At 62.8% G+C, this 22,090-nt stretch carries 15 protein-coding genes; 6 read left to right on the top strand and 9 right to left on the bottom strand.

All coding sequences use genetic code 11. From position 1 onward, the window contains the following. The first annotated feature begins 38 nt into the window (after positions 1-38). The gene (locus SM765_RS10685) at positions 39-917 is read left to right on the top strand and encodes a delta-class carbonic anhydrase (protein ID WP_274837783.1); all 879 of its coding nucleotides are present in this window, start codon (positions 39-41) and stop codon (positions 915-917) included. A gap of 66 nt (positions 918-983) precedes the next feature. Here the strand turns inward: SM765_RS10685 and SM765_RS10680 are convergent, their stop codons facing one another. From SM765_RS10680 to carB, 7 genes are all read right to left on the bottom strand, one after another. Next, positions 984-2,108, bottom strand: coding sequence for an ABC transporter permease (locus SM765_RS10680; RefSeq protein WP_274837782.1), 1,125 nt, complete (start codon positions 2,106-2,108; stop codon positions 984-986). Position 2,109: 1 nt separating this feature from the next. After that, positions 2,110-4,851, bottom strand: coding sequence for a ribosome-associated ATPase/putative transporter RbbA (gene rbbA / locus SM765_RS10675; RefSeq protein ID WP_065272923.1), 2,742 nt, complete (start codon positions 4,849-4,851; stop codon positions 2,110-2,112). Positions 4,852-4,861: 10 nt separating this feature from the next. Continuing rightward, on the bottom strand, positions 4,862-5,860 hold the full coding sequence (locus tag SM765_RS10670; protein ID WP_274837780.1) for an HlyD family secretion protein: 999 nt from the start codon (positions 5,858-5,860) through the stop codon (positions 4,862-4,864). Beyond that, the gene (locus SM765_RS10665) at positions 5,850-7,070 is read right to left on the bottom strand and encodes an acetate/propionate family kinase (protein WP_274837779.1); all 1,221 of its coding nucleotides are present in this window, start codon (positions 7,068-7,070) and stop codon (positions 5,850-5,852) included. Before SM765_RS10665 ends, SM765_RS10670 begins: the two co-directional genes overlap by 11 nt. After that, entirely contained in the window at positions 7,067-8,434 is a 1,368-nt protein-coding gene (locus SM765_RS10660) for a bifunctional enoyl-CoA hydratase/phosphate acetyltransferase (RefSeq protein WP_274837778.1), read from the bottom strand. Before SM765_RS10660 ends, SM765_RS10665 begins: the two co-directional genes overlap by 4 nt. 91 nt (positions 8,435-8,525) lie before the next feature. Next, on the bottom strand, positions 8,526-10,271 hold the full coding sequence (locus SM765_RS10655; protein ID WP_425537308.1) for a PHA/PHB synthase family protein: 1,746 nt from the start codon (positions 10,269-10,271) through the stop codon (positions 8,526-8,528). Positions 10,272-10,627: 356 nt separating this feature from the next. Beyond that, positions 10,628-13,990, bottom strand: a complete 3,363-nt coding sequence (carB, locus tag SM765_RS10650; RefSeq protein WP_274837776.1) for a carbamoyl-phosphate synthase large subunit — start codon at positions 13,988-13,990, stop codon at positions 10,628-10,630. A gap of 203 nt (positions 13,991-14,193) precedes the next feature. Between carB and SM765_RS10645 the strand changes: the two genes are divergently transcribed. From SM765_RS10645 to SM765_RS10625, 5 genes are all read left to right on the top strand, one after another. Beyond that, the gene (locus SM765_RS10645) at positions 14,194-15,423 is read left to right on the top strand and encodes an aminodeoxychorismate synthase component I (protein WP_274837775.1); all 1,230 of its coding nucleotides are present in this window, start codon (positions 14,194-14,196) and stop codon (positions 15,421-15,423) included. Continuing rightward, a complete protein-coding gene (locus tag SM765_RS10640) occupies positions 15,342-16,019 on the top strand; it encodes an aminotransferase class IV family protein (protein ID WP_274837774.1) in 678 nt (225 codons plus the stop codon). Before SM765_RS10645 ends, SM765_RS10640 begins: the two co-directional genes overlap by 82 nt. 397 nt (positions 16,020-16,416) lie before the next feature. Further along, positions 16,417-18,270, top strand: coding sequence for an aspartate--tRNA ligase (gene aspS, locus SM765_RS10635; protein ID WP_065273765.1), 1,854 nt, complete (start codon positions 16,417-16,419; stop codon positions 18,268-18,270). Positions 18,271-18,465: 195 nt separating this feature from the next. Further along, positions 18,466-19,851: a DUF1800 domain-containing protein gene (locus tag SM765_RS10630; protein WP_274837773.1), complete on the top strand. Its 1,386-nt coding sequence runs from the start codon at positions 18,466-18,468 to the stop codon at positions 19,849-19,851. 14 nt (positions 19,852-19,865) lie between these two features. Then, positions 19,866-21,107, top strand: a complete 1,242-nt coding sequence (locus tag SM765_RS10625) for a DUF1501 domain-containing protein (protein ID WP_274837772.1) — start codon at positions 19,866-19,868, stop codon at positions 21,105-21,107. 98 nt (positions 21,108-21,205) lie between these two features. Here the strand turns inward: SM765_RS10625 and SM765_RS10620 are convergent, their stop codons facing one another. Together SM765_RS10620 and SM765_RS10615 are read right to left on the bottom strand one after the other, a co-directional pair. Then, positions 21,206-21,346 (bottom strand): hypothetical protein, encoded by a 141-nt coding sequence (locus SM765_RS10620; RefSeq protein ID WP_156767926.1) that lies wholly within the window; start codon positions 21,344-21,346, stop codon positions 21,206-21,208. A gap of 1 nt (position 21,347) precedes the next feature. After that, complete coding sequence (locus tag SM765_RS10615) at positions 21,348-22,067, bottom strand: response regulator (RefSeq protein ID WP_065272932.1); 720 nt, start codon at positions 22,065-22,067, stop codon at positions 21,348-21,350. Positions 22,068-22,090: the final 23 nt, after the last annotated feature.

Below are 22,090 nucleotides of genomic sequence, written 5' to 3'. Positions count from 1 at the left end.
AGCGTGCGAAGGTCCAGCAATCGGCGAGGGAGTTCTTCATGACACGAGCATATTTGCGTGCGGTTACCGTTTCATCCTTTTTCCTGTGGGCAGGCGGCGTTCATGCAACCTCGACCGGGCACGGTGAAGAGATGCACGTGGTTCCCGATGCGGTGATCGCAGAGCAACGTCAGGCCCTGTCGGAAAACACGCTGTTTGCCGGGTTCGGCCCGCAGGCGCCGCGCGATATCGACAGCATGGGCGGCAGCAACAAGGTCAGTTTCGAAGCCGCACCACCCTATAATGAAATGAACCTCTGCAATATTCATTTCCACGAAAGCGCTGAACACCGGGGCGGGGAATTCACCACCTATGCTGGCAACGGCGATGGTCACGGCTATGGCAGCGGCTACAAATATTCCGGTGAGCTGAGCGTGACGGAACTTGCGCCGTACCATGAAGAGGTCGGAGCCACCGAACACGGCAGTCTGGTGCCCGGCGACACGATTGAGGTGCATTTCGTGCACACCACCGCGCGGGTCGATCCCGGCCCGACGCTTGGCTCCTGCCTTAGCGAGGCCATCAAGAACCCGCAGCTGCGGGTGGAGGCGCAGGTCTTTGTGCTGGTCAACGATGAGACCGCGCTCGATTTCACCAAAGTCACGCGCTTACAAAAGAAAAACGGCTTGACCCAGGCGGTAAACATGCCAACCGATACCGGGCGGCCGGTCGTCTATGCGGGTTCAACCACCGGGCCTGGCTATAACGAGAAGGGATCGCCCTTTCAGGTCACCTGGGCGGTGCGCCCCAAGGTAGCCAAGGTCAGCATCCAGTCGGTCGCCAGATGGCTGGACTACAACACCTTTGACGAAGACCACGCCCATGGCGTGCGCAATCTGGTGATCAATCCCGACCTCCTGTCGGTGATTGGACGCTGACATGCGCTGCCCCGCTATTGGGGCGCAAGGTTTAGGAGCAGGGGGGCTGGACAGACGCCCTCCGGTTCAGACGCTGGTTCCCAGTGCCCGGCGAAAGGCCATCAGGCTGCCGGACAGGAACACCGCGCCCAGGCAAGCCATCGTCAGCAGTTCGGGCCAGACAATCGACAGATCCGCCCCGCGGAACACCACGGCCTCGGCAAAGGCCATGTAGTGGCGCGAGGGCAGCAGCCAGGTGAAGGGCTGCACGATATCAGGCTGGCTTTCGATCGGGGTCATGCCGCCGGAGAGCATCATCATCGGCATGATCGTCATCATGATCAGCAGGGCGAATTGCGCCATGGTCCGGGCGATGGTGCCAAGGAAAATCCCGATGGCTGCCGCTGCAAACAGGTAAACCGCTGTGCCCGCAAAAAGCAGTGCATGCGTGCCGACCATTGGCACCTGCAGCAGGCCCTCGAACACCACCAGCATCGATAGGGCAAAGACGCTGATGATGATCAGCCCATTGGCCCAGATCTTGGCCAGGGCGATCTGAAAAGCGGTGAGGGGCATAACCAGAAGATGTTCGATGGTACCGTGTTCGCGTTCGCGGATCAGGGCGGCGCCGGTCAGCATGATCGCGACCATGGTCAGGTAGTTCAGGATGCCATTCAAGGCGTTGAACCAGACCTGGCTGCCATTGGGGTTATAGGCCCGCCGCAGCACCAGATCGACCGGCGCACCGGCGGACGGATCGCGGCCCGCCAGATAGCGGCTGACCTCGGTCTGGATGATCGCCTGAATGTATCCATCGCCCAGCCCCGCCTGCATCACTGCGGTTGCATCGATATGCAGCTGGATTTCGGGTTGGCTGCCTTTGCGCAGCTGTGCCTCGAAATCGGGGGGGATGACCAGCGCGAACAGGAACCGCGCCTGATCCAGTCCGGGACCGATCTCATCCGCATCTATGGGGATCGGGGTTTGGAAATAGGGCGGGTAAAAGGCGTTGGCGATCTGGCGCGACAGCTGCGAATTGTCCTCGTCCGCAATGGCGATAGAGGCGTTATTGACGTTCTCCGGTAGGCTGGTGGCATCCATATAGACCATGAAGGTGAACACGAAGAGGATCAGCCCCGCCATCACCGGATCCATCAGCACCGTGCGTAACTCCTTGGTGCCTAGCCAGAAGATATGGTGAAGCGCCTTCATGTTATTTCTCCTGCTTGCGCAGCAACAGCACTGCAATGGCCAGGAAGACCGGAAAAAACAGGCTCAGTTTCACAATGTCATGGCTCAGCGCCGCCCAGCCCAGCCCCTTTGTATAGGCGCCGACACTCAGATGCATGAAATAGGAGGCAGGCCAGGCCGAGCCGATCATCTGCGCCTCGGGCGATAGGGTCGAAATCGGCTGGATCATGCCGGAATACTGCATGGTCGGCATCAGCGAGAGTAGCGCCGCCGCAAAAACCGCGGCGACCTGCGTTTTGACCAGCGAGGACACGACAAGGCCATAGGCGGTGACCGCAAAGCCATAGCACAAGGCCCCGAGCGTCATCGCGGACAAGGAGCCTTTCAGCGGCACATCCAGTACAAAGATGACCATCAGCGTCAGGACCAGGTAATTGCACATGGCAATAGCGACATAGGGCAATTGCTTGCCCACCAGGAATTCGATGCGATTGGTGGGGGTGACATAGAAATTGGTGATGGTTCCGATCTCCTTTTCCCGCGCCACGCTGACGGCCATCAGGATGACGGGAAACAGCATCAGCAGCATGGCCGGTATCGACGGCCCCATCGAGCGGATGCTGGCAAAGGTCGGATTGTAGCGGTAGCGGTTTTCGATGGTGAAACTGGACTGTTCCTGCGGATCGACACCGGCCTCCAGCATCAGATCGCGCAGATAAATGGCGTGCCCACCGGTGATATAGCCCTCGACGGTTCCGGCCCGCATCGTATTGGCCCCATCCAGCCAGGCCGAAACTTCGGGCGTGTTGCCCCGTGCCAGATCACGGCCGAAATTCGGTGGGATCTCGACGGCGACGCTGACCTCGCCTGCCGCCATCTGGCGGATCAGATCCTCCCGGTTCAACAGATCCGGCTGTTCCAGAAAATACCGTGACCCGGTGAAACTGCTTAAGTAGCTACGGCTGGCCGGAGACTGGTCCTGATCCAGCGCGGCAAAGGTCAGATCCTCCACATCCATCGAGACACCGTAGGACAGCACCACCAAAAGGATCACCGATCCGAGAAAGGCAAAGGCCAGACGGATCGGGTCGCGGATGACCTCGACCGTTTCGCGCAGGCTGTAGGCCAGCAATCTGGACAGACTGAACCGGCCAAGCCTGGCCGGGGGATCATGGGCGTCTGGCACAGCACCGTCCTGCAGGGCCACGCTGTCGGCGCTCTCGCCTTCTCCGGTTGCGTCTTCTATATAGGCCACAAAGGCGTCCTCAAGCGAGGTTGCGCCCTTGGCCTCAACCAGATTGTCCGGCGTGTCATGGACCAGCACTTCGCCCGCATGCATGAGCGAGATGCGATCACAGCGCAGCGCCTCATTCATAAAATGGGTCGAGATGAAGATCGTCACCTTGTCGCGGCGGGACAACTCGATGAGGAACTCCCAGAACCTGTCCCGCGCCTCGGGATCGACGCCCGAGGTCGGCTCGTCCAGGATCAGGATTTCCGGCTCGTGCAGCACCGCTACCGCCAGCGACAGACGTTGCCGGATACCAAGCGGCAGCCCGCCAGAGCGTGTATCCATCACATGCGATAGCTCGAACCGGTCGGCCAGCGCCGCGATGCGCGCCGTGGCCTGCTGGCTGGGGATCTGGAACAGCCGCGCGTGCAGGGCGAGGTTCTGCGCCACCGTAAGTTCGCCATAGAGCGAGAAAGCCTGGCTCATGAAACCGACGCGTTTACGGGTCGCAAGATCCTTGGCGTTCACCGGCTTACCAAAAAGATAGGCCTCACCTTCGGACATCGGCAACAGGCCGGTCAGCATCTTCATGGTGGTGGTCTTGCCGCAGCCGTTGGAGCCGAGGAAGCCGAAGATTTCGCCAGGGCGGATTTCGAAACTGACGTTGCTCACGGCGGTGAAATCGCCGAACCTCCGGGTCAGGCCGCGGGCCACGATGGCGGGGCGCTCGCCATCGGTTTGCAGCGGCGGAATGACCAGCTCCGGCAACTCGCGGCCCTCCCCACCGGGCCGCAGGCGCACAAAGGCGGCCTCTAGGCTGTCGGTGCCGGTTCTGGCGCGCAGTTCTTCTGCCGTGCCGGTGGCCAGAACCAGGCCTGCATCCATCGCCACCAGCCAGTCGAATTCTTCGGCCTCCTCCATATAGGCGGTCGAAACCAGAAGGCTCATACCGGGATGTTCCTGCCGGATCTTGGCAATCAGGTCCCAGAACTGGCGCCGCGACAGGGGGTCGACCCCGGTGGTGGGCTCATCCAGGATCAGCAGGTCCGGATCATGCAGCAGCGCGCAGCACAGGCCCAGTTTCTGTTTCATCCCCCCCGAGAGTTTTCCGGCGGGGCGATCCAGAAAGGGAAAAAGCCCGGTTGCCCGGGTCAGCCGCGCGATCCGGCGGTTGCGTTCAGCGCGGCTTTGTCCAAACAGCTTGCCAAAGAAATCGAGGTTCTCCTGAACGCTCAGGTCCTGATACAGGTTCTTGCCCAGCCCCTGCGGCATATAGGCAAGGCGCGGACCGATCCGCTGCCGGTGACCCGCCTTACGCATGTCGCCGCCCAGCACCTGCAGCGTGCCGGTCTGCATGACCCGCGCACCGGCGATCAGGTCCAGCAGCGTCGATTTTCCAACCCCGTCCGGCCCGATCAGGCCAACCACCTTGCCAGCCGGGATGTCGAGCGTCACATCCGCAAGCGCGACCACGTCCTTGTAACGCTGCATCAGATTGGCAGCGCGGACGACGGGCTGGCTTTGATCCTCCATGGCCGGGTCCTTACTCTTGCGCGGTCAGTTCGGGGGGGATGTTGTTCAGAAACTCCGGCCAATCCGGCAAGGTCTCGCTGGCCAGACGTACATAGGCCACGCCGCGGATCCCGGTTTTCACAAGGTCGATGTTCGCTTCGACCAGCGGTTGTGGCACCCGGACCCGCACCCGGAACATCAGATCCTGCCGTTCGCTGGCGGTTTCGACCTGTTTGGGCGTGAATTGCGACACTGGTGAGACAAAACTGACCTTGGCCGGGATCACCACATCGGCGATATCAAGCCGGATGCGGGCCTCGCTGCCGATAGACAGGAGATGTGCCTCGGTGGCGGGCAGGAAAAACTCCAGATAGACCTCGGTGAGATCGACCATGGTCAGGACGCGTCCGCCTGCGCCGATGACCTCTCCGGGCTCGGTCAGCCGGTAGAGTACCCGTCCCAGGGTCGGTGCCGTCAGGCGGGCATCGTCGAGGTAGGTCTGCACTTCCTCAATGGCGAAACGCGCCGCATCCACCGCGCGCTGCTGCGACAGAAGCGATGCCTTGGCCACGGTGAGGTTGGCCTCGGCAACCTTGTGATCGCTGAGACGTACGTCGAGGGTTTCGGCAGTTGCGACCCCGCGGGACACCAGCTCGCGGGTGCGTTCCAGCTCCTGATCGGCCAGCAGCAACCGCGCCTCGGCCTGCGCAATGGCGGCCTCGGCGGCTGCGACCTGGCTTTCCACCGATGCGTATTCCGCCTGTGCCCGCGACAGTTGCGCCTCCAACTCGCGGGGTTCAATGGTGGCGACCAGTTGGCCGGTCTCGACCAGATCACCCTCTTTCACCTCGACCGTGGCGACCCGCCCGGCGATCCGGCTGGAAATATCGACCTGAACCGCTTCGATGCGACCATTGCCCGAGGTAATGCCATAGGGCAGCTCACCATTGCCGTTGGCGGTGTAGTAATAAAGCCCGGCGCCGGCCGCCAGGACCGCGATACCGGCTATGATCCATCTGCTAGAAAACATCTTTCATCCCCGGCTGTGCTGCATGTCCACAGGCGTCGGCGCCAGCCTGTGCGTCCGACAGAAATGTGCGGACATGGTCCGCGATAACGCGCTCTTCATTGGTGGCGATGACATAGGCGCCGACCGTGCTGTCCCCACCGTGAATGCGGGTGTCGTTGCGGGCGTTGGCCTCTGTATCAAGGGTGGCCCCCAGCCAGCCGCAGCCCTCAACGATCCGGGCACGGATCTCGGCTGCGTTTTCGCCCATGCCACCGGTAAAGACCAAGGCATCGATACCCTGCGCTGCGGCCGCCAGCGCACCGATCTGCTTGCAGGCGCGATAGACAAAAAGCTCCACCGCCTCTTTTGCATCCGGGCTGTCGCTCTCCAACAAATCGCGCATGTCATCGCTGATCCCTGAGACACCCAGCAGCCCCGATTGCGCCCCCAATAGCGCCTCGACCTCCTCAAGGCTCATGCCCTTTTCGCGCATCAGGTAGAGCGGCACGCCGGGGTCCAGCTCGCCGCAGCGTTTGCCCATCACCAGCCCGTCCAGAGCTGTGAACCCCATGGTGGTGGCGATGCTTTTGCGGTTCTTCATGGCGCAGATGCTGGCGCCATGGCCCAGATGCAGCACCAGAACCCGGCCATCGGCACGCTTCCCAAGGTGGGTGGGCAGCTGCGAAGCGATGAATTCGTAGGAAAGTCCGTGAAACCCATAGCGCAGCACCCCCGCATCTGTGAGCGCGCGGGGCAGGGCAAAGATCTGCCCGATCCGCGGCGTGGTGCGGTGAAAGGCGGTGTCGAAACAGGCGATCTGCGGGATGCCGGGCCAGGCCCGTTGCAAGGCATCGATCCCGGCAAGGTTATGCGGCTGATGCGCCGGAACCAATGGTGCCAGCCGCTCCAACTCACCCCGCACGTCGGCGGTGACCCTTGTGGCATCCGCAAAACGCTGACCGCCATGGACCACCCGGTGCCCGGCGGCGATGACCTTCAACCCCGCGCTTTGCTCCTGCAGGTGGCGGACCAGCCAATCCAGCACCTGCTCGTGATCGGCGTCGGCAGGCAGGGGGAGCGGCTCTGAGATGTCATCGACATGATGGACCGGGCCAAGGCCAATGCGGTCGATATGGCCCTTGGTCATGGCAGGGCCGTCGCCTGCGGCAGCGTAGAGCGCGTATTTGACCGAGGAGGAACCGACGTTGAGGGTGAGGATTGCTTCGCTCATGGTGCGATCCTTGCCTGTTGATGGCGCACAAACAGTTGCGCCAGCGCTGCCGAGGCGACCCGTGCCAGTGCGCCATCCGCCCGGCTGGTCAGCATGATCGGCACCCGCGCGCCCAGAACCAGACCCGCGGCTTCGGCGCCGGCGAGGTACTGCAATTGCTTGGAAATCATATTGCCGGCCTCCAGATCAGGGGCGAGCAGGATATCCGCGTCCCCGGCGACATCCGAGGTAATCCCCTTGGCCTGCGCCGCCGCGCGGGAAATCGCATTGTCAAAGGCCAGCGGCCCGTCAAGGATCCCGCCGGTGATCTGGCCGCGCTCTGCCATCTTGCACAGGCCCGCCGCCTCGACCGTCGAGGGGATCTTGGGGGTGATGGTTTCAACCGCCGACAGGATGGCAACCTTTGGTGCGGCAACACCAAGCGCCTGCGCCAGATCGATGGCGTTCTGTAGGATATCCGCCTTGGTCAGCAGGTCGGGAAAGATATTGATGGCCGCATCGGTAATCATCAGCGGCTTGGGGTAGCTTGGCACATCCAGAACAAAAACATGGCTCATCCTGCGTTCGGTCCGCAGGCCGGTGGCCTTGTTGACGACTGCCGACATCACCTCATCGGTGTGAAGGGCGCCTTTCATCAGGGCCTCGGCCTTGCCCGTTCGCACCAGTGAGACCGCCATGTCAGCTGCAGCGTGGCTGTGCGGGGCATCCACGATCTCGATCCCCGCCAGATCCAGACCAGCCTCGGAGGCGACCGCCTTTATGCGCGGGGCCGGACCGATCAGAACTGGCATGATCAGCGCCTTGTCCCGTGCCTCCAACGCGCCCTCCAGCGAGGCGACATCGCAGGGGTGCACCACAGCGGTCACGATCGGATCAAGGGGCTGCGTGGCGGCAATCAGCGCATCAAACCCTGCGCCGGGCTTGCTCAGCTGGCCCGAGGGGCGACCGGAGCGTGGCACGCGCAGGGGCTTGTCCGGTGCGATCACCTCTGCCGTGCCTTCGACAAGGGCGGCATCGGCGCTATCGGTGCAGAGGCAATCGAGCATCACATGCCGGGTTTCGGGATCGGTTTCGCGCACCGTGATGCGCGTGGTGATCATCTCGCCAAGGCGGGCCGGGGCAAGGAAGCGCAGCGATTGAGTCAGGCAGACCGTGCCGGGACCGGGCAATTCGGTGGACAGCAATTCGGAAATCAGCGTACTGCCCCAGGCGCCCGCCGCAATCCCATCGTCCGGCGCAGCCGCGTTACTGCCTTCAGGCAGGTCGACACAGGGGCCGATATCGTCATCACGCAGAGCGCGGGTCAGCTCGGCGCTGTCGCCGGGGGTGATCTGATCAAAGGTCTTGCTCTCGAAATACTGCATCAGTGCCTCGTGATATCAATTATCCGCTACAATCGGGCAAAGCGCGCCGTGCCGCAATATCCCCCCGCTAACCCGGTCGGGGGCGGTGGCGTCACTCCATGAGCACGTAGGTGCCTGGCGCCGGGCAAAGCGCCTCGCCCATCGCGGGGGGCGCAGTGAGGTCTCCCGACCGGGTTTCAAGCCAGGCCATCCATTCCGGCCACCAGGAACCTTCCTTGCGCTCGGCAACCTCGCGCCACTCGTCGGGGGGCAGATAGCGGTCCCGGTCGCAGCTGGTGTGAACGTGATAGTGGCGCCGGGGGTGACCGGGTTCGGAAACCACACCGGCATTATGCCCGCCTTTGGTCAGTACGAATGTGACCGGAGAACTGGTTAGCGCGTCGATTTTGAACGCCGATTTCCACGGCGCCACATGATCGGTTTCGGTGCCGACGGCAAAGATCGGCAACCGCAGATCATCAAGCGACACCGGATGGCCGCCGACCTCGTATTTTCCGGTGGCCAGTTCGTTGTTCAGAAACAGCTTGCGCAGATATTCCGAATGCATCCGGTAAGGCATCCGTGTCGCATCGGCGTTCCAGGCCATCATGTCATTGAGCTTGGGCCGCTCCCCCATCAAGTAATCCTTCTGAAGCCGCGACCAGACCAGATCGTTCGAGCGTAGCAGTTGAAAGGCGCCGGACATCTGGCCCGCATCCAGGTATCCCTGCTGCCACATCATGTCTTCCAGAAAGGCGACCTGGCTTTCGTTGATGAACAGCATCAGCTCACCTGCTTCGGTGAAATCCACCTGGGTCGCAAAGAGCGTCATGCTGGCCAGCCGGTCGTCGTCATCGCGCGCCATGGCCGCAGCGGTGAGGCTGAGCAGGGTGCCGCCCAGACAATAGCCCGCCGCGTGGATCTTCTTGGCGCCGGTGATGTCCTGAATCGCATCCAGCGCCGCCATCGGTCCCTTCTTGCGGTAATCGTCCAGTCCGAGATCCGCATCTTCGGATCCTGGATTGCGCCAGGAGATCATGAATACCGTGTAGCCCTGTTCGGTCAGGTATTTCACCATCGAGTTCTCGGGCGACAGATCGAGGATGTAGTATTTCATGATCCAGGCCGGAACGATCAGCAAGGGTTCGGGCTTCACCTTGTCGGTGGTGGGGGCGTATTGGATCAGCTCGATCAGATGGTTGCGGAAAACCACTTTGCCCGGGGTCACCGCCACGTTTTCCCCCACATGGAAATCCGTTTCCGGGCGGAGAGGTTTGCCGAGCAGCAGTTCCTGCATGTCGTCGCGCAGATTTTCCATGCCGCGCAACAGGTTCATGCCGTTTTCGTCTTTGGTCTTTTGCAGCACTTCGGGATTGGTCAGCGGAAAATTGGCAGGCGAGACTGCGTCAAGCATCTGGCGCGCGATGAAGGACACGGCGCGTTCATCCTCGCAACTGACGCCACGAACGCCGGTGGTCGCCTCCTGCCACCACTCCTGCTGCAAAAGGAACGCCTGCTGAAATGCGTTGAAGGGTTGCTTCTGCCAGGCGTCATGGCTGAAGCGCCGGTCGCGGCGTGCAGGCGGGACGCAGGGTTTGACCGCGTCAGAACCAAGAGAGGTTTCAAACAAATAGCGACCATAGTCCGCTGCCCCTGATACGGCCTTGTTCCACAGGTTCATCTGCTTGCCCGGGGACACGGCAAGATGGATCGACCAATCGCCGACAACCCGCATGATTGCTGCCGGAGAAAGGCCCCCAGTCAGCTTTGCCAGTTTGGAGCGCGCTTCCTTGTCGAGCAAGTCGCCAATCTCGGCGGCGGGATCGTGCTCCGATTGCTGTGAAACCTCTGCAGGCATGGCCTCGGGCAGGGGAGCGGGGCGGTTCGGGACGTCTGTTCCCTGGCCATCGACCGCCTTGTTTTCTGTGTTCATCGCAGACACCTCAGCCGCTGGCACCAAAGAACGCGCCGGATCGCTCCGGTCATTGCTGGCACAGGGTACGCTGCGATGCAGCAAAGGCTATGATCTGAATCAACACGGCCGCCCTGATTGCGCGGGATTTTCGGGCCGTGCTTAGCGGGGTGACAGGATCGCCCGGCAAATCAGCCCTGCACAAACAGGCGGGAGAGCACTTGTGGCACCGATGTCCGGGATGGAACGAAAAAGCCCCGGGAAAACCCGGGGCTTTGACAATTCTCTATCTGATCGTGGGATTATCCCTGCAGGCTTTTGACCTGAACGTCCCCTTCGGCCTGCGCCTTGATCGCCAGCGCGGCGGCATGGGCACCGGCGGCGGTGGTGAAGTAGGGAATCTTGTCATACAGCGCGACCGAGCGCATTTCCTTGCTGTCCTCGACCGCCTGAGCGCCTTCGGTCGTGTTCATCAACAGCTGCACATGGCCGTCTTTCAGCAGGTCCACCACGTGCGGGCGTCCCTCGTAGACCTTGTTCACCGCCTCGCAGGCCACACCGTGCCCGTCCAGCCATGCCTTGGTGCCGCCGGTGGCGACCAGGGTGAAGCCTTGTTCGATCAGGGTGCGCGCGGCCTCCAGCATTGTGGCGCCTTTGTCAGCATCCTTGATCGAGATGAAGGCACGGCCTTCCGACGGCAGCACCATCCCGGCACCCATCTGCGCCTTGAGGAAGGCGCCGGCAAAGGAGCGGTCCCAGCCCATAACTTCGCCGGTGGAGCGCATTTCCGGCCCAAGCAGCGTGTCGACACCCGGGAAACGGGCAAAGGGCAGAACGGCCTCTTTGACCGAGAACCAGGGCATGTCGGGATCGGCCAGAGTCATCGGGTCGGCCATCGGCACATCGACATCATAGCCTGCATCGGGTTCATAAGGCGCCCGCTGCGGGAAGGCCGAGAGCTTCTCGCCCGCCATGACGCGCGCCGCGATCGAGGCGATGGCGCTGTCGGTGGCCTTGGCGACGAAGGGTACCGTGCGGCTGGCACGCGGGTTCACTTCGATCAGGAAGATCTCACCGTCCTTGATGGCAAACTGGATGTTCATCAGGCCGACCACGTTCAGAGCCTTCGCCAGTGCGTAGGTCTGGGTCTTGATCTCTTCGATGATGTCCTTGGACAGGGAGTAGGGCGGCAGCGAGCAGGCACTGTCGCCGGAGTGAACGCCGGCCTCTTCGATGTGCTGCATGATGCCGGCTACATGCACGTCGGTGCCGTCGCAGATCGCATCCACGTCAAGTTCCACCGCACCGGCCAGATAGCTGTCGAGCAGCACCGGGCTGTCGCCGGATACCACCACCGCCTCGGCGATGTAGCGTTTCAGCTGATCCATGTCGCGCACGATCTCCATCGCGCGCCCGCCCAGCACGTAAGACGGACGGATCACCAGCGGGAAGCCGATTTCCTCTGCGATCTCAAGCGCCTGTGCGTCGGTGGAGGCAATGCCGTTATGCGGCTGTTTCAGGCCCAGCTTGTTGACCAGGTCCTGGAACCGTTCGCGGTCTTCGGCCAGGTCGATGGCGTCGGGCGTGGTGCCGAGGATCGGAATGCCTTCGTCCTGCAGTGCATTGGCCAGTTTCAGCGGGGTCTGGCCACCGAACTGCACAATGACACCATGCAGGGTGCCGTTCTCTTGCTCGGCGCGCAGGATTTCCATCACGTGCTCGAAGGTGAGCGGTTCGAAATACAGCCGGTCCGAGGTGTCATAGTCGGTGGACACGGTTTCCGGGTTGCAGTTGATCATGATGGTTTCATAACCAACATCGGTCAGCGCAAAACAGGCGTGACAGCAGCAGTAGTCGAACTCGATCCCCTGACCGATCCGGTTCGGACCGCCGCCAAGGATGACCACCTTCTTGCGATCCGACGGGCGGGATTCGCATTCGATCTCGCCCATCATCGGCGCTTCGTAGGTGGAGTACATATAGGGGGTTTGCGCCTCGAATTCGGCGGCGCAGGTGTCGATCCGCTTGAAGACTGCGGTGACGCCCAGATTATGACGGGCGCGGCGCACATTGTCCTCGTCCCGGCCGGTCAGCGCGCCAAGGCGGGCATCGGTAAAGCCGAGCATCTTCAGCGCCCGCAACTGGTCCTCGCGCATCGGCAGGCCGTTTTTACGCACCTCGCGCTCGGCGTCGACGATCTCGCGGATGCGGGACAGGAACCAGGGGTCGAACTTGGTGACGTTCTGGATCTCGTCATCGCTCAGCCCATGGCGCATCGCCTGGGCGATGGTGCGCAGCCGGTCCGGGGTCTGCTGGCTGATTGCCTTGATCACGGCGGCCTTGTCGTCGCCGGTGGCTTCGTCCCACTGGCCGACGGTCATGCCGGGGATGGCAACCTCGTCAAAACCGGTGAGACCCGATTCCATCGACGCCAGCGCCTTTTGCATGCTTTCGTGGATGGTGCGGCCGATGGCCATGGTTTCACCCACGGATTTCATCGCGGTGGTGAGGTAGGGCTCGGAGCCGGGGAACTTCTCGAAGGCGAATTTCGGGATCTTGGTGACGACATAGTCGATGGAGGGCTCAAAGGAGGCCGGTGTCACCTTGGTGATGTCGTTGTCCAACTCGTCCAGCGTGTAGCCCACCGCCAGTTTCGCGGCGATCTTTGCAATCGGGAAGCCGGTCGCCTTGGAAGCCAGCGCTGAGGAGCGCGACACCCGCGGGTTCATTTCGATCACCACCATGCGGCCATCGTCGGGGTTCACGGCCCATTGCACGTTGGAGCCGCCGGTTTCGACGCCGATCTCGCGCAGCACCTCGATCGAGGCGGTGCGCATCATCTGGTATTCCTTGTCGGTCAGGGTCAGCGCCGGGGCCACTGTGATCGAATCACCGGTGTGCACGCCCATGGGGTCGATGTTCTCGATCGAGCAGACGATGATCGCGTTGTCTGCCTTGTCGCGGACGACCTCCATCTCGTACTCTTTCCAGCCCAGAAGGCTTTCATCGACGAGGATCTGATTGACCGGCGAAGCATCCATGCCCGAGCGGCAGTAGTGGATGTAATCTTCGCGGTTATAGGCGACGCCGCCGCCGGTGCCGCCCAGGGTAAAGGCGGGGCGGATGATGGCGGGCAGGCCGACCTCATCGAGCGCCTCAAGCGCCAGCTGTACGCCTGCTTCCAGATCGGCCGAGCCGTTGTCGCGGGTGGGGGCGGTGATGATCGTGGCGCGCGGGTTTTCCAGACCAAGGCGATCCATCGCTTCGCGGAACAGCTTGCGGTCTTCTGCCATTTCAATGGCTTCGCGCTTGGCGCCGATCATTTCGACGCCGTATTTCTCAAGCACACCCATCTCTTCGAGCGCCAGCGAGGTGTTGAGACCCGTCTGCCCGCCCATGGTCGGAAGCAGCGCATCGGGGCGTTCTTTTTCGATGATCTTAGCCACCACTTCGGGCGTGATCGGCTCGATATAGGTCGCATCGGCGAGGCCCGGATCGGTCATGATGGTGGCCGGGTTGGAGTTCACCAGGATGACCCGGTAGCCCTCTTCACGCAGCGCCTTGCAGGCCTGTGCGCCGGAATAATCGAATTCGCAGGCCTGGCCGATGATGATCGGTCCCGCACCAATGATCATGATCGACTGGATGTCGGTTCTTTTTGGCATGGCCTAGCTTCCTTTGATTGTGGGTGCGGAATATGGGTCGAGTCACCGGGCGCCCCCATGCGCCCAAATTGTCCTGCGTTATAGGGACCGCGCCGAAAGGTTCAAGGGGGATCGGAAACGGATCGGAAAATGCCGCATCCACCCCCTTTGTGCGCATTGCGAACGCATATATGAGGAGGCGAGAGCTTTAGGAGACAGATCCGGTGCGGATTCGCTTTGATCAGGGGCCCACGGGGGCCGGGACGTGTTTCGATCAGCCGCTGCGTGTGATCCGTGCGGACGAGGCAGACCAGGTGCCCGCGGCGCTGGCGGCGCTCGACGCGGCGCGGCGGGCCGGGCATTGGCTGGCGGGCTATGCCACGTATGAGCTGGGCTATGCGCTGGAGCCAAAGCTGGCGAACCGGATGCCGGACGGGCGGCGGCTGCCGTTGATCTGTTTCGGGGTCTATGAGGAGCCGCGGCAACAGGACATTGAGGGCAGCGCTCGTCCGCGGGCGGAAAGCGAAGCGCCCGCCCGGGGGGGCGGACGGGCGCTGCCCGGCGTGCTGCCGGGTGGAGCTGGGCTTGGGGATATCACGCCACGCTGGAGCTATGTTCGCTACGCCGAGGCCTTCGCCGAGGTGAACCGCAACATCGGCAAGGGCGACATCTATCAGGCCAACCTGACCTTTCCCATCGATGCCGAAGCCCATGGCAGCGCAGAGGCGCTTTATGCCGCGCTGCAGGCAAGGCAGGCGGTCGGCCACGGTGTGCTGGTCGAACAGGACGGGCTGCCGGACCTTCTGTCGCGCTCTCCCGAGCTGTTCTTCCGCACCGACGCCTCGGGCCTCATCGAAACGCGCCCGATGAAAGGCACCCAGCCGCGCAGCAACGATCCGGTGGAGGACGCGCGCTGCCGTGACTTCCTGCGTCAGGACGAAAAGAACCGGGCCGAGAACCTGATGATCGTTGATCTTCTGCGCAATGACATCAGCCGCGTGGCGGAGACCGGATCGGTGCATGTGCCGGAACTGTTCGCGGTCGAGAGCTACGCCACCGTGCATCAGATGGTGTCGCTGGTACGGGCGCGATTGCGGCCGGATGCCGGGCTGGCCGAGATCTTTGCGGCGTTGTTCCCCTGCGGGTCGATCACCGGCGCCCCCAAGATCCGCGCGATGGAGATCCTAGCGGATCTGGAACCCTGGCCGCGTGACATCTACTGCGGCACCATCGGCTGGGCCGCCCCGGATGGCGCCTCGTCGTTCAATGTTGCAATCCGTACGGTGATGCTGGAGGACGGCCGCGCAACACTGAACGTGGGCGGCGGCGTGGTCTGGGACAGCACCGCCACATCAGAATATGAGGAAGCGCTATGGAAAGCACGGTTCGCCCAGATGACGCAACCTGCGACACCATCAGTGACACCATCAAGGGTGATCCCGCTTTCCGCCTGATCGAAACGCTGGGCTGGCATCCGGGCGAGGGTGGGCGGCACCAGCCGCGCCATCTGGCCCGGATGAGGCGCAGCGCGGCGGCGTTTGGCATTCCCTTCGAACCCGGGCATTCCGAGGCGATGTTGGCAGAAATCGTCAGTGATACACCGCTGCGCTGTCGGCTGACGCTCGACGTGGAGGGGCGATTTGACATGACCACTGCGCCACTGGGGGAACCCCCAGCAGAGTGGCGGCTGGGCATCGCAGACATCCGGCTTGATGCCGACGACCCGTGGCTACGGCACAAGACCACCCGCCGCGCGTTTTATGACAGCGCCCGGGCAGCTCTGTCGGCAGGCATCGACGAGCTGGTTTTCCTCAATCAGCGCGCTGAGGTTTGCGAAGGCACCATTACCAATATTTTTGTGACGCTCGCAGGTGGGCAGGTGGTGACGCCGCCGCTCGGCTGCGGCCTTCTGCCCGGCATCCTGCGGCAGGAATTGTTGGAGCGCGGCCAATGCACCGAAGCGGTGCTGAGCCTTGAGGACCTGAAGGGGGCGCAATCCATTCATATGGGCAATTCCCTGCGCGGGTTGATCCCGGCCAAGCTGGTCTGAAACTGATCTGAAAAGGGCGGGGGCGCTCCCGCGGACCAGAGCCCCTGGCGAGTGCCAGCGGCCCTTTGCCCTTGGGCCCGGCAGCGCGCCGAGCGGCGCGCTGGGGTGGCGCCAAAGTGCGGCCCGCGCCGCGCCGAAGGCGGGGCGCCACGCCCAACACGTCTGGCCGGATCGCGCAGCGATGGGGTGCAGAAGGGGCGGGAGCCTTTGCGCCGACGTGGCGAGAGGGCAAAAACGGGCATCTGACGGGGCGAATGCGCCCTGTTTGCTTGACAAGAGAGCCGCAACCTAGTGTACCAGCCCGGACGAATTCCGCGCCGCTTTGGCGCATATCCCGATTGATGGTCCGCCCGGACAGATGCCCCGAGAGACGACCCGCGACACGAAAGGTCAGCCAATGCACGCATACCGCAGCCATACCTGCGCCGAACTGAACAAATCCAACGTGGGCGATACCGTGCGCCTGTCTGGCTGGGTCCACCGGGTCCGCGACCACGGCGGCCTGCTGTTCATCGACCTGCGCGACCACTATGGCATCACCCAGGTCATGGCTGACCCCGATAGCCCGGTCTTTGCGGAGATCGAAAAAGTGCGTTCGGAATGGTGTATCCGCATCGATGGCAATGTGCTGGCGCGCGACGAAAGCCTGGTGAACCCGAAGATCCCGACCGGCGAGATCGAAGTCTTCATCCGCGATATCGAGGTTCTCGGCAAAGCCGAGGAACTGCCGCTTATGGTCTTTGGCGAGCAGGAATACCCCGAGGAAACTCGCCTGCGCTATCGCTACCTCGACCTGCGCCGCGAGAAGATGCAGAACAACATGGTTCTGCGCTCGAACATGATCCAGTCGATCCGCAAGCGCATGTGGGACAAGGGGTTCAACGAATACCAGACCCCGATCATCACCGCGTCGTCGCCCGAAGGTGCGCGCGACTTCCTTGTGCCCTCCCGTCTGCACCCCGGCAAGTTCTACGCCCTGCCGCAGGCGCCGCAGCAGTTCAAGCAGCTGATGATGGTCTCGGGCTTTGACAAATACTTCCAGATCGCGCCCTGTTTCCGGGACGAGGATCCGCGGGCTGACCGCTCGCCCACCGATTTCTACCAGCTCGATATGGAAATGTCCTTTGTCACCCAGCAGGATGTCTTTGACACCATCCAGCCGGTGATGCAGGGCGTGTTCGAGGAATTCGGCGGTGGTCGCAAGGTCGACAGCGAATGGCCGCAGATCTCCTACAAAGATGCCGCCAAGTGGTATGGTACCGACAAGCCGGACCTGCGCAACCCGATCAAGATGCAGGATTGCTCGGAACATTTCCGCGGCTCCGGCTTTGCCATCTTCGCCAAACTGCTGGAGCAGGAAGGCACCGAAGTGCGCGCCATCCCGGCCCCCACGGGCGGCAGCCGCAAGTTCTGCGACCGCATGAACAAATTCGCCCAGCAGGAAGGTCTGCCGGGCATGGGCTATATCTTCTGGCGCAAGCAGTCGGCGGATTCCATCGCGCAGGAGCAGGGCATTTCCGTCAAGGAAGTCAACGCCAAGATCAAGGCGGGCGAGATCGTTCTGGGCAATGAGGCCGCCGGTCCGCTGGCCAAGAACATCGGTCCCGAGCGCACCGAGGCGATCCGCCAGCAGCTGGGTCTCGACGTGGGCGATGCGGCCTTCTTCCTGGGCGGCAAGCCCAAGTCCTTTGAAAGCGTTGCAGGCCGCGCCCGCACCGTCATCGGCGAAGAACTGGGTCTCATCGACAAGGACCGTTTCGCCTTTGCCTGGATCGTTGACTTTCCGATCTACGAGGCAGACGAGGAAACTGGCAAGATCGACTTCGAGCACAACCCCTTCTCCATGCCGCAAGGCGGGATGGAAGCACTGGAGGGCGACCCGCTCAAGGTGCTCGGCTATCAGTATGACCTCGCCTGCAACGGTTACGAGCTGGTCTCGGGCGCGATCCGGAACCATAAGCCGGAAATCATGTTCAAGGCTTTCGAAATTGCCGGCTATGGCAAGGAAGAGGTCGAGAAGCGCTTTGGCGGCATGGTCAACGCCTTCCAATATGGTGCCCCGCCGCACGGTGGCTGCGCTGCCGGTATCGACCGCATGGTGATGCTGCTGGCGGATGAGGCCAACATTCGCGAGGTCATCATGTTCCCGATGAACCAGCGCGCTGAAGATCTGATGATGTCGGCCCCGTCCGAGCCGATGTCGGAGCAGCTGATGGAACTGGGACTGCGCGTCATTCCGCAGGATCAGTAAGGCCTAAGAGCCTTGCCAAGACAATTCAAAAAGCCCGGAGCATGGTCTCCGGGCTTTTTTGTTCCTGCTGCGACGGAACCGGCAAATCCTCGCGTATCAGTAAGTGATGGGTGTGGGTGCCACGGAGGTTCTGGCCTACTATGGAGATCGAGACCTGTTGATCCCGAAATGAAAATGGGGCCGGAGCAATGACAGATGCGGTTTGATCCTGAACTGGCCGAGATCCGGTTTGGCTGCGGGTTGTCACCCCGGCTGGCACCGCCGCAATCGCCCGAGGCGATGTTGCAGCGCCTGACCGGCGCCGATGAGATGGCGCGCGCCTATCCGGTGCAGGATTTTGATGCGGCCTTTGCCGATTCAGTGACGTTTCAGGCGCTCGCAAGAGAACGGCGCAAGCTGCGCGGTCAGCCGGAGTATGAGGCGGCGGACGCGCGCTACCGCACCTTTCGGCAGCAGAAACGAACGGATCGTTTGCAAAATTTTGCCCAGCGTCTGCTGCGCTATGCCGATACATCGGATGGCCTGCGGGAACGGCTGACCCTGTTCTGGGCCGATCATTTCACCGCCAAGGGGCGGCGTAATGCCTTTCGGCATCTGGCAACCCCCTATGCCGAGACCGCGATCCGCCCCCATGTTGCGGGCCGGTTCGAAGATCTGCTGATCGCGGTGGTGACCAGCCCGCTGATGCTGCATTATCTGGATCAGAACAGTTCGGTCGGGCCGAACAGTCCTGTCGCGCAGCGGCGCAAACGCAGTGCCGGTCTCAATGAAAACCTCGCCCGCGAGGTGCTGGAATTGCACACGCTGGGGGTGGATGGCCCCTATAGTCAGACGGATGTGCGGCAATTGGCGGAGCTCTTTACCGGGCTCAGTTTCAATCGCAAAGAAGGGTTTAACTTCCGCCCCGGCCTGGCAGAGCCCGGCAGCGAGCAGGTCCTTGGCCGCTCCTATGGCGCAGAGAAAGGGCGGTTGGAGCCGGTTTTGCAGGCGCTGCGCGATCTCGCGCGTCATCCGGCCACGGCCCGGCACATTGCCCGCAAACTGGCGGTGCATTTCACCTCGGACCAGCCGGACGCGGATCTGGTTGAGCATGTGGCAGAGCGGTTCCGTCAGTCTGGTGGTTACCTGCCGGATGTCTACGCCGCCTTGCTGGAGCATCCCGCCGCCTGGGCGCCGGAGCTGCGCAATGTAAAGCCGCCCTTTGATTTCGTGGCGTCGGCCTGCCGGGCGCTGCCGGTGGACGCAGACCGGGTGACGGGGTTCAAGCGCGGGCAGCTCAATCGGATTTTTGCGGCGCCGCTGACGCTGATGGGACAGAAATGGGAAGATCCTGCCGGGCCGGATGGATGGAGCGAGGATGATGCCGCCTGGATCACGCCGCAGGGCCTGTCGGCCCGCCTGCGCTGGGCTTTTGCGGCGCCGCAGCGGCTAGTGGCCGATCTTCCCGATCCACGCGGATTTGCCGGAATAGCCCTAGGCAGTTTTGCCGATGGCAAGGTGCTGTTTGCCGCCTCGGCAGCCGAAACCCGGGCCGAAGGGGTCGCTCTGGTGCTGAGCGCCCCGGCCTTTCAGCGCCGTTAGCAGGAGGATTGATCATGAGACATTCCCGGAGAAGCTTCCTTGCACGCGGCGCAGCGCTTGGCTGTTCGCTGGCCGCCAGCCCGCTGCTGACGCCGGTCAGCTTTGCCTCGGCCCCCTGGAACCGGCGGCTGGTGGTGATCATCCTGCGCGGCGGCATGGATGCGCTGGACGTGGTGCAGCCCTATGGCGATCCTGCCTATCCCGCTCTGCGGCAGAAACTGCGCGGCGGCCCGGACCACGGCGGTTTGGATCTGGATGGGTTCTTTGCCCTGCATCCGGCCCTGTCGCCGCTGATGCCGCTGTGGCGGTCCGAGGAGTTGGCCTTTGTCCACGCGGTTTCGACACCTTACCGGGACAAGCGCAGCCATTTCGACGGTCAGGACCTGCTGGAGGCGGGTACGCCGGGGCTGGAACAGGCGCGCGATGGCTGGCTGAACCGCTTGTTGCAGCAGCAAAGCGGGATCGAGGCGCGCACCGCTTTTGCCTTGGGGCAGGGGGAGATGAAGCTTCTGAATGGTGCGGCGCCTGTGGCGGACTGGTCTCCGGATGCCGCTCTGATGATGAGCCCGCAGGCCGAACGTCTGGTCGGGCTGCTGATGGAGGATGATGCGCTGTTTCACGGTGCCTTGTCCGAGGCGCTAGACTTGTCACGCGAGGCGCCGGGGTTGCCGCTGTCTGGCGAAGACACGCAAGTTGACATGCAGGGCGGGCAGATGGGCATGGCGGGTGGAATGACCATGCCGGTACCGGCTCGGGGCAAGGCTCATCTGAAGATTGCGGCCTATGCGGCGCAGCAATTGCGCGCCGACACTCGCATTGCGGCCTTTTCGATTAATGGGTGGGATACCCACAACCGGCAGGACAGGGCGTTGAAATCGGCGCTGGGCCGGTTGTCCGACACCGTGCTGGAGTTGAGGGCCGGTGTCGGCGCCGATGTCTGGGACAAGACGGCGGTGGTCGCGATGACGGAATTTGGTCGCACAGCGCGGGAGAACGGCACCGGTGGCACCGATCACGGAACCGGTGGCGCGATGCTGCTGGCGGGCGGGGCGATCCGCGGCGGCCGGATCTACGGGCGCTGGCCGGGGCTGGAGGAAGCCGCGCTCTATGACCGGCGTGACCTGATGCCGACGGCGGACGTGCGTGCACCCGCGGCCTGGATCCTGCGCGGCCTGACCGGGGTAGGGGTGGCCGAATTGGAGCAAACCGTGTTTCCGGGGCTGCGGATGGAGGATGATCTTGGCCTGCTGCGGTGACCCTGAGGGGGCGCCGCGCTGGTCGGGTCAAAAGGATAGAACCGCTTCAGGCGGCGATAGCGGCCCCGAGGTCCTGGGCCTGTTTCGCCGTGCAGAGGTCAATGCTCGTGGCGGTAGATAACCATCGGTTCCCGCGTGTTGCGATCGCGGTTCTGGCGGATTTCGCGGGCGGCTTGGCGCGCCTGCAGATAGAGCACGATGGCCAGCGTGGCCGAGCCGATCAGAATCACTTCGAGCATGTCAGATCGCGATTTTCCGTTCGAGACGTTCCTGCACCATTCCGGCCAGCATTGCTGTATCCGGGCCAATGGGGCGGCCAGCCATGCGGGCCTGGGCAAGGCTTGCCGCGGCATTGGCGAGCGGCTTGTCGCCTGCACTGCGTGCGACACCGCCAATGAACTGCGTCAGATAGTCCAGCGTGTTGCCTTCATGGTCTTCGTTCAGAACATCTGCCGCATGGGCCATATCGTCCTGAAAGGCGAGGAAATCCGGCTCGATGGTTTCATCCGACAGGTCCTGCAGGCTGGCGGGCTGCCGGTCGGCGGGCAGGCGCGACAGGATCGCATGCTGGAATGCCGCCAGCGAGGTGATCGGCTTGGCGAGGAAGCCGTCGGCGCCAGCCTTGAGCGTCTCTTCTTCAAGGCTTTCGTCGCCGGAAATGCCAAGGATGACGGAAACCCGCGGTGATCCCTGATTGATCTCGGCGATCAGTTCCGTGCCGGAGCCATCCGGTAGCCCCACATCGGCAATCACGACGGAAGGGCGGTATTCCTTCAGGTGTCGGCGGGCGGATTTCAGGCAATCGGCGCGCCGGATACGGGCGCCGCTGCGCAAACAGAGCAGGCGCAGCGCTTCGCAGGCAAAGCGACTGTCCTCGACCACCAGAATGGTCAGACCAAGAAGAGGGCGCCGTTTCGTCGGGAGACGGTGGGCGGCTGCAAACAGTTCCGAATCGTCCATTACTCATACTCCTTGCGGGATAC

This window comes from Pseudophaeobacter sp. 1A09344, assembly GCF_041008745.1.
Classification (GTDB): Bacteria; Pseudomonadota; Alphaproteobacteria; order Rhodobacterales; family Rhodobacteraceae; genus Phycobacter; species Phycobacter gallaeciensis_A.
Note: the sequence above shows the minus strand (reverse complement) of the source record. Positions and strands in the feature narration are given on the sequence as shown.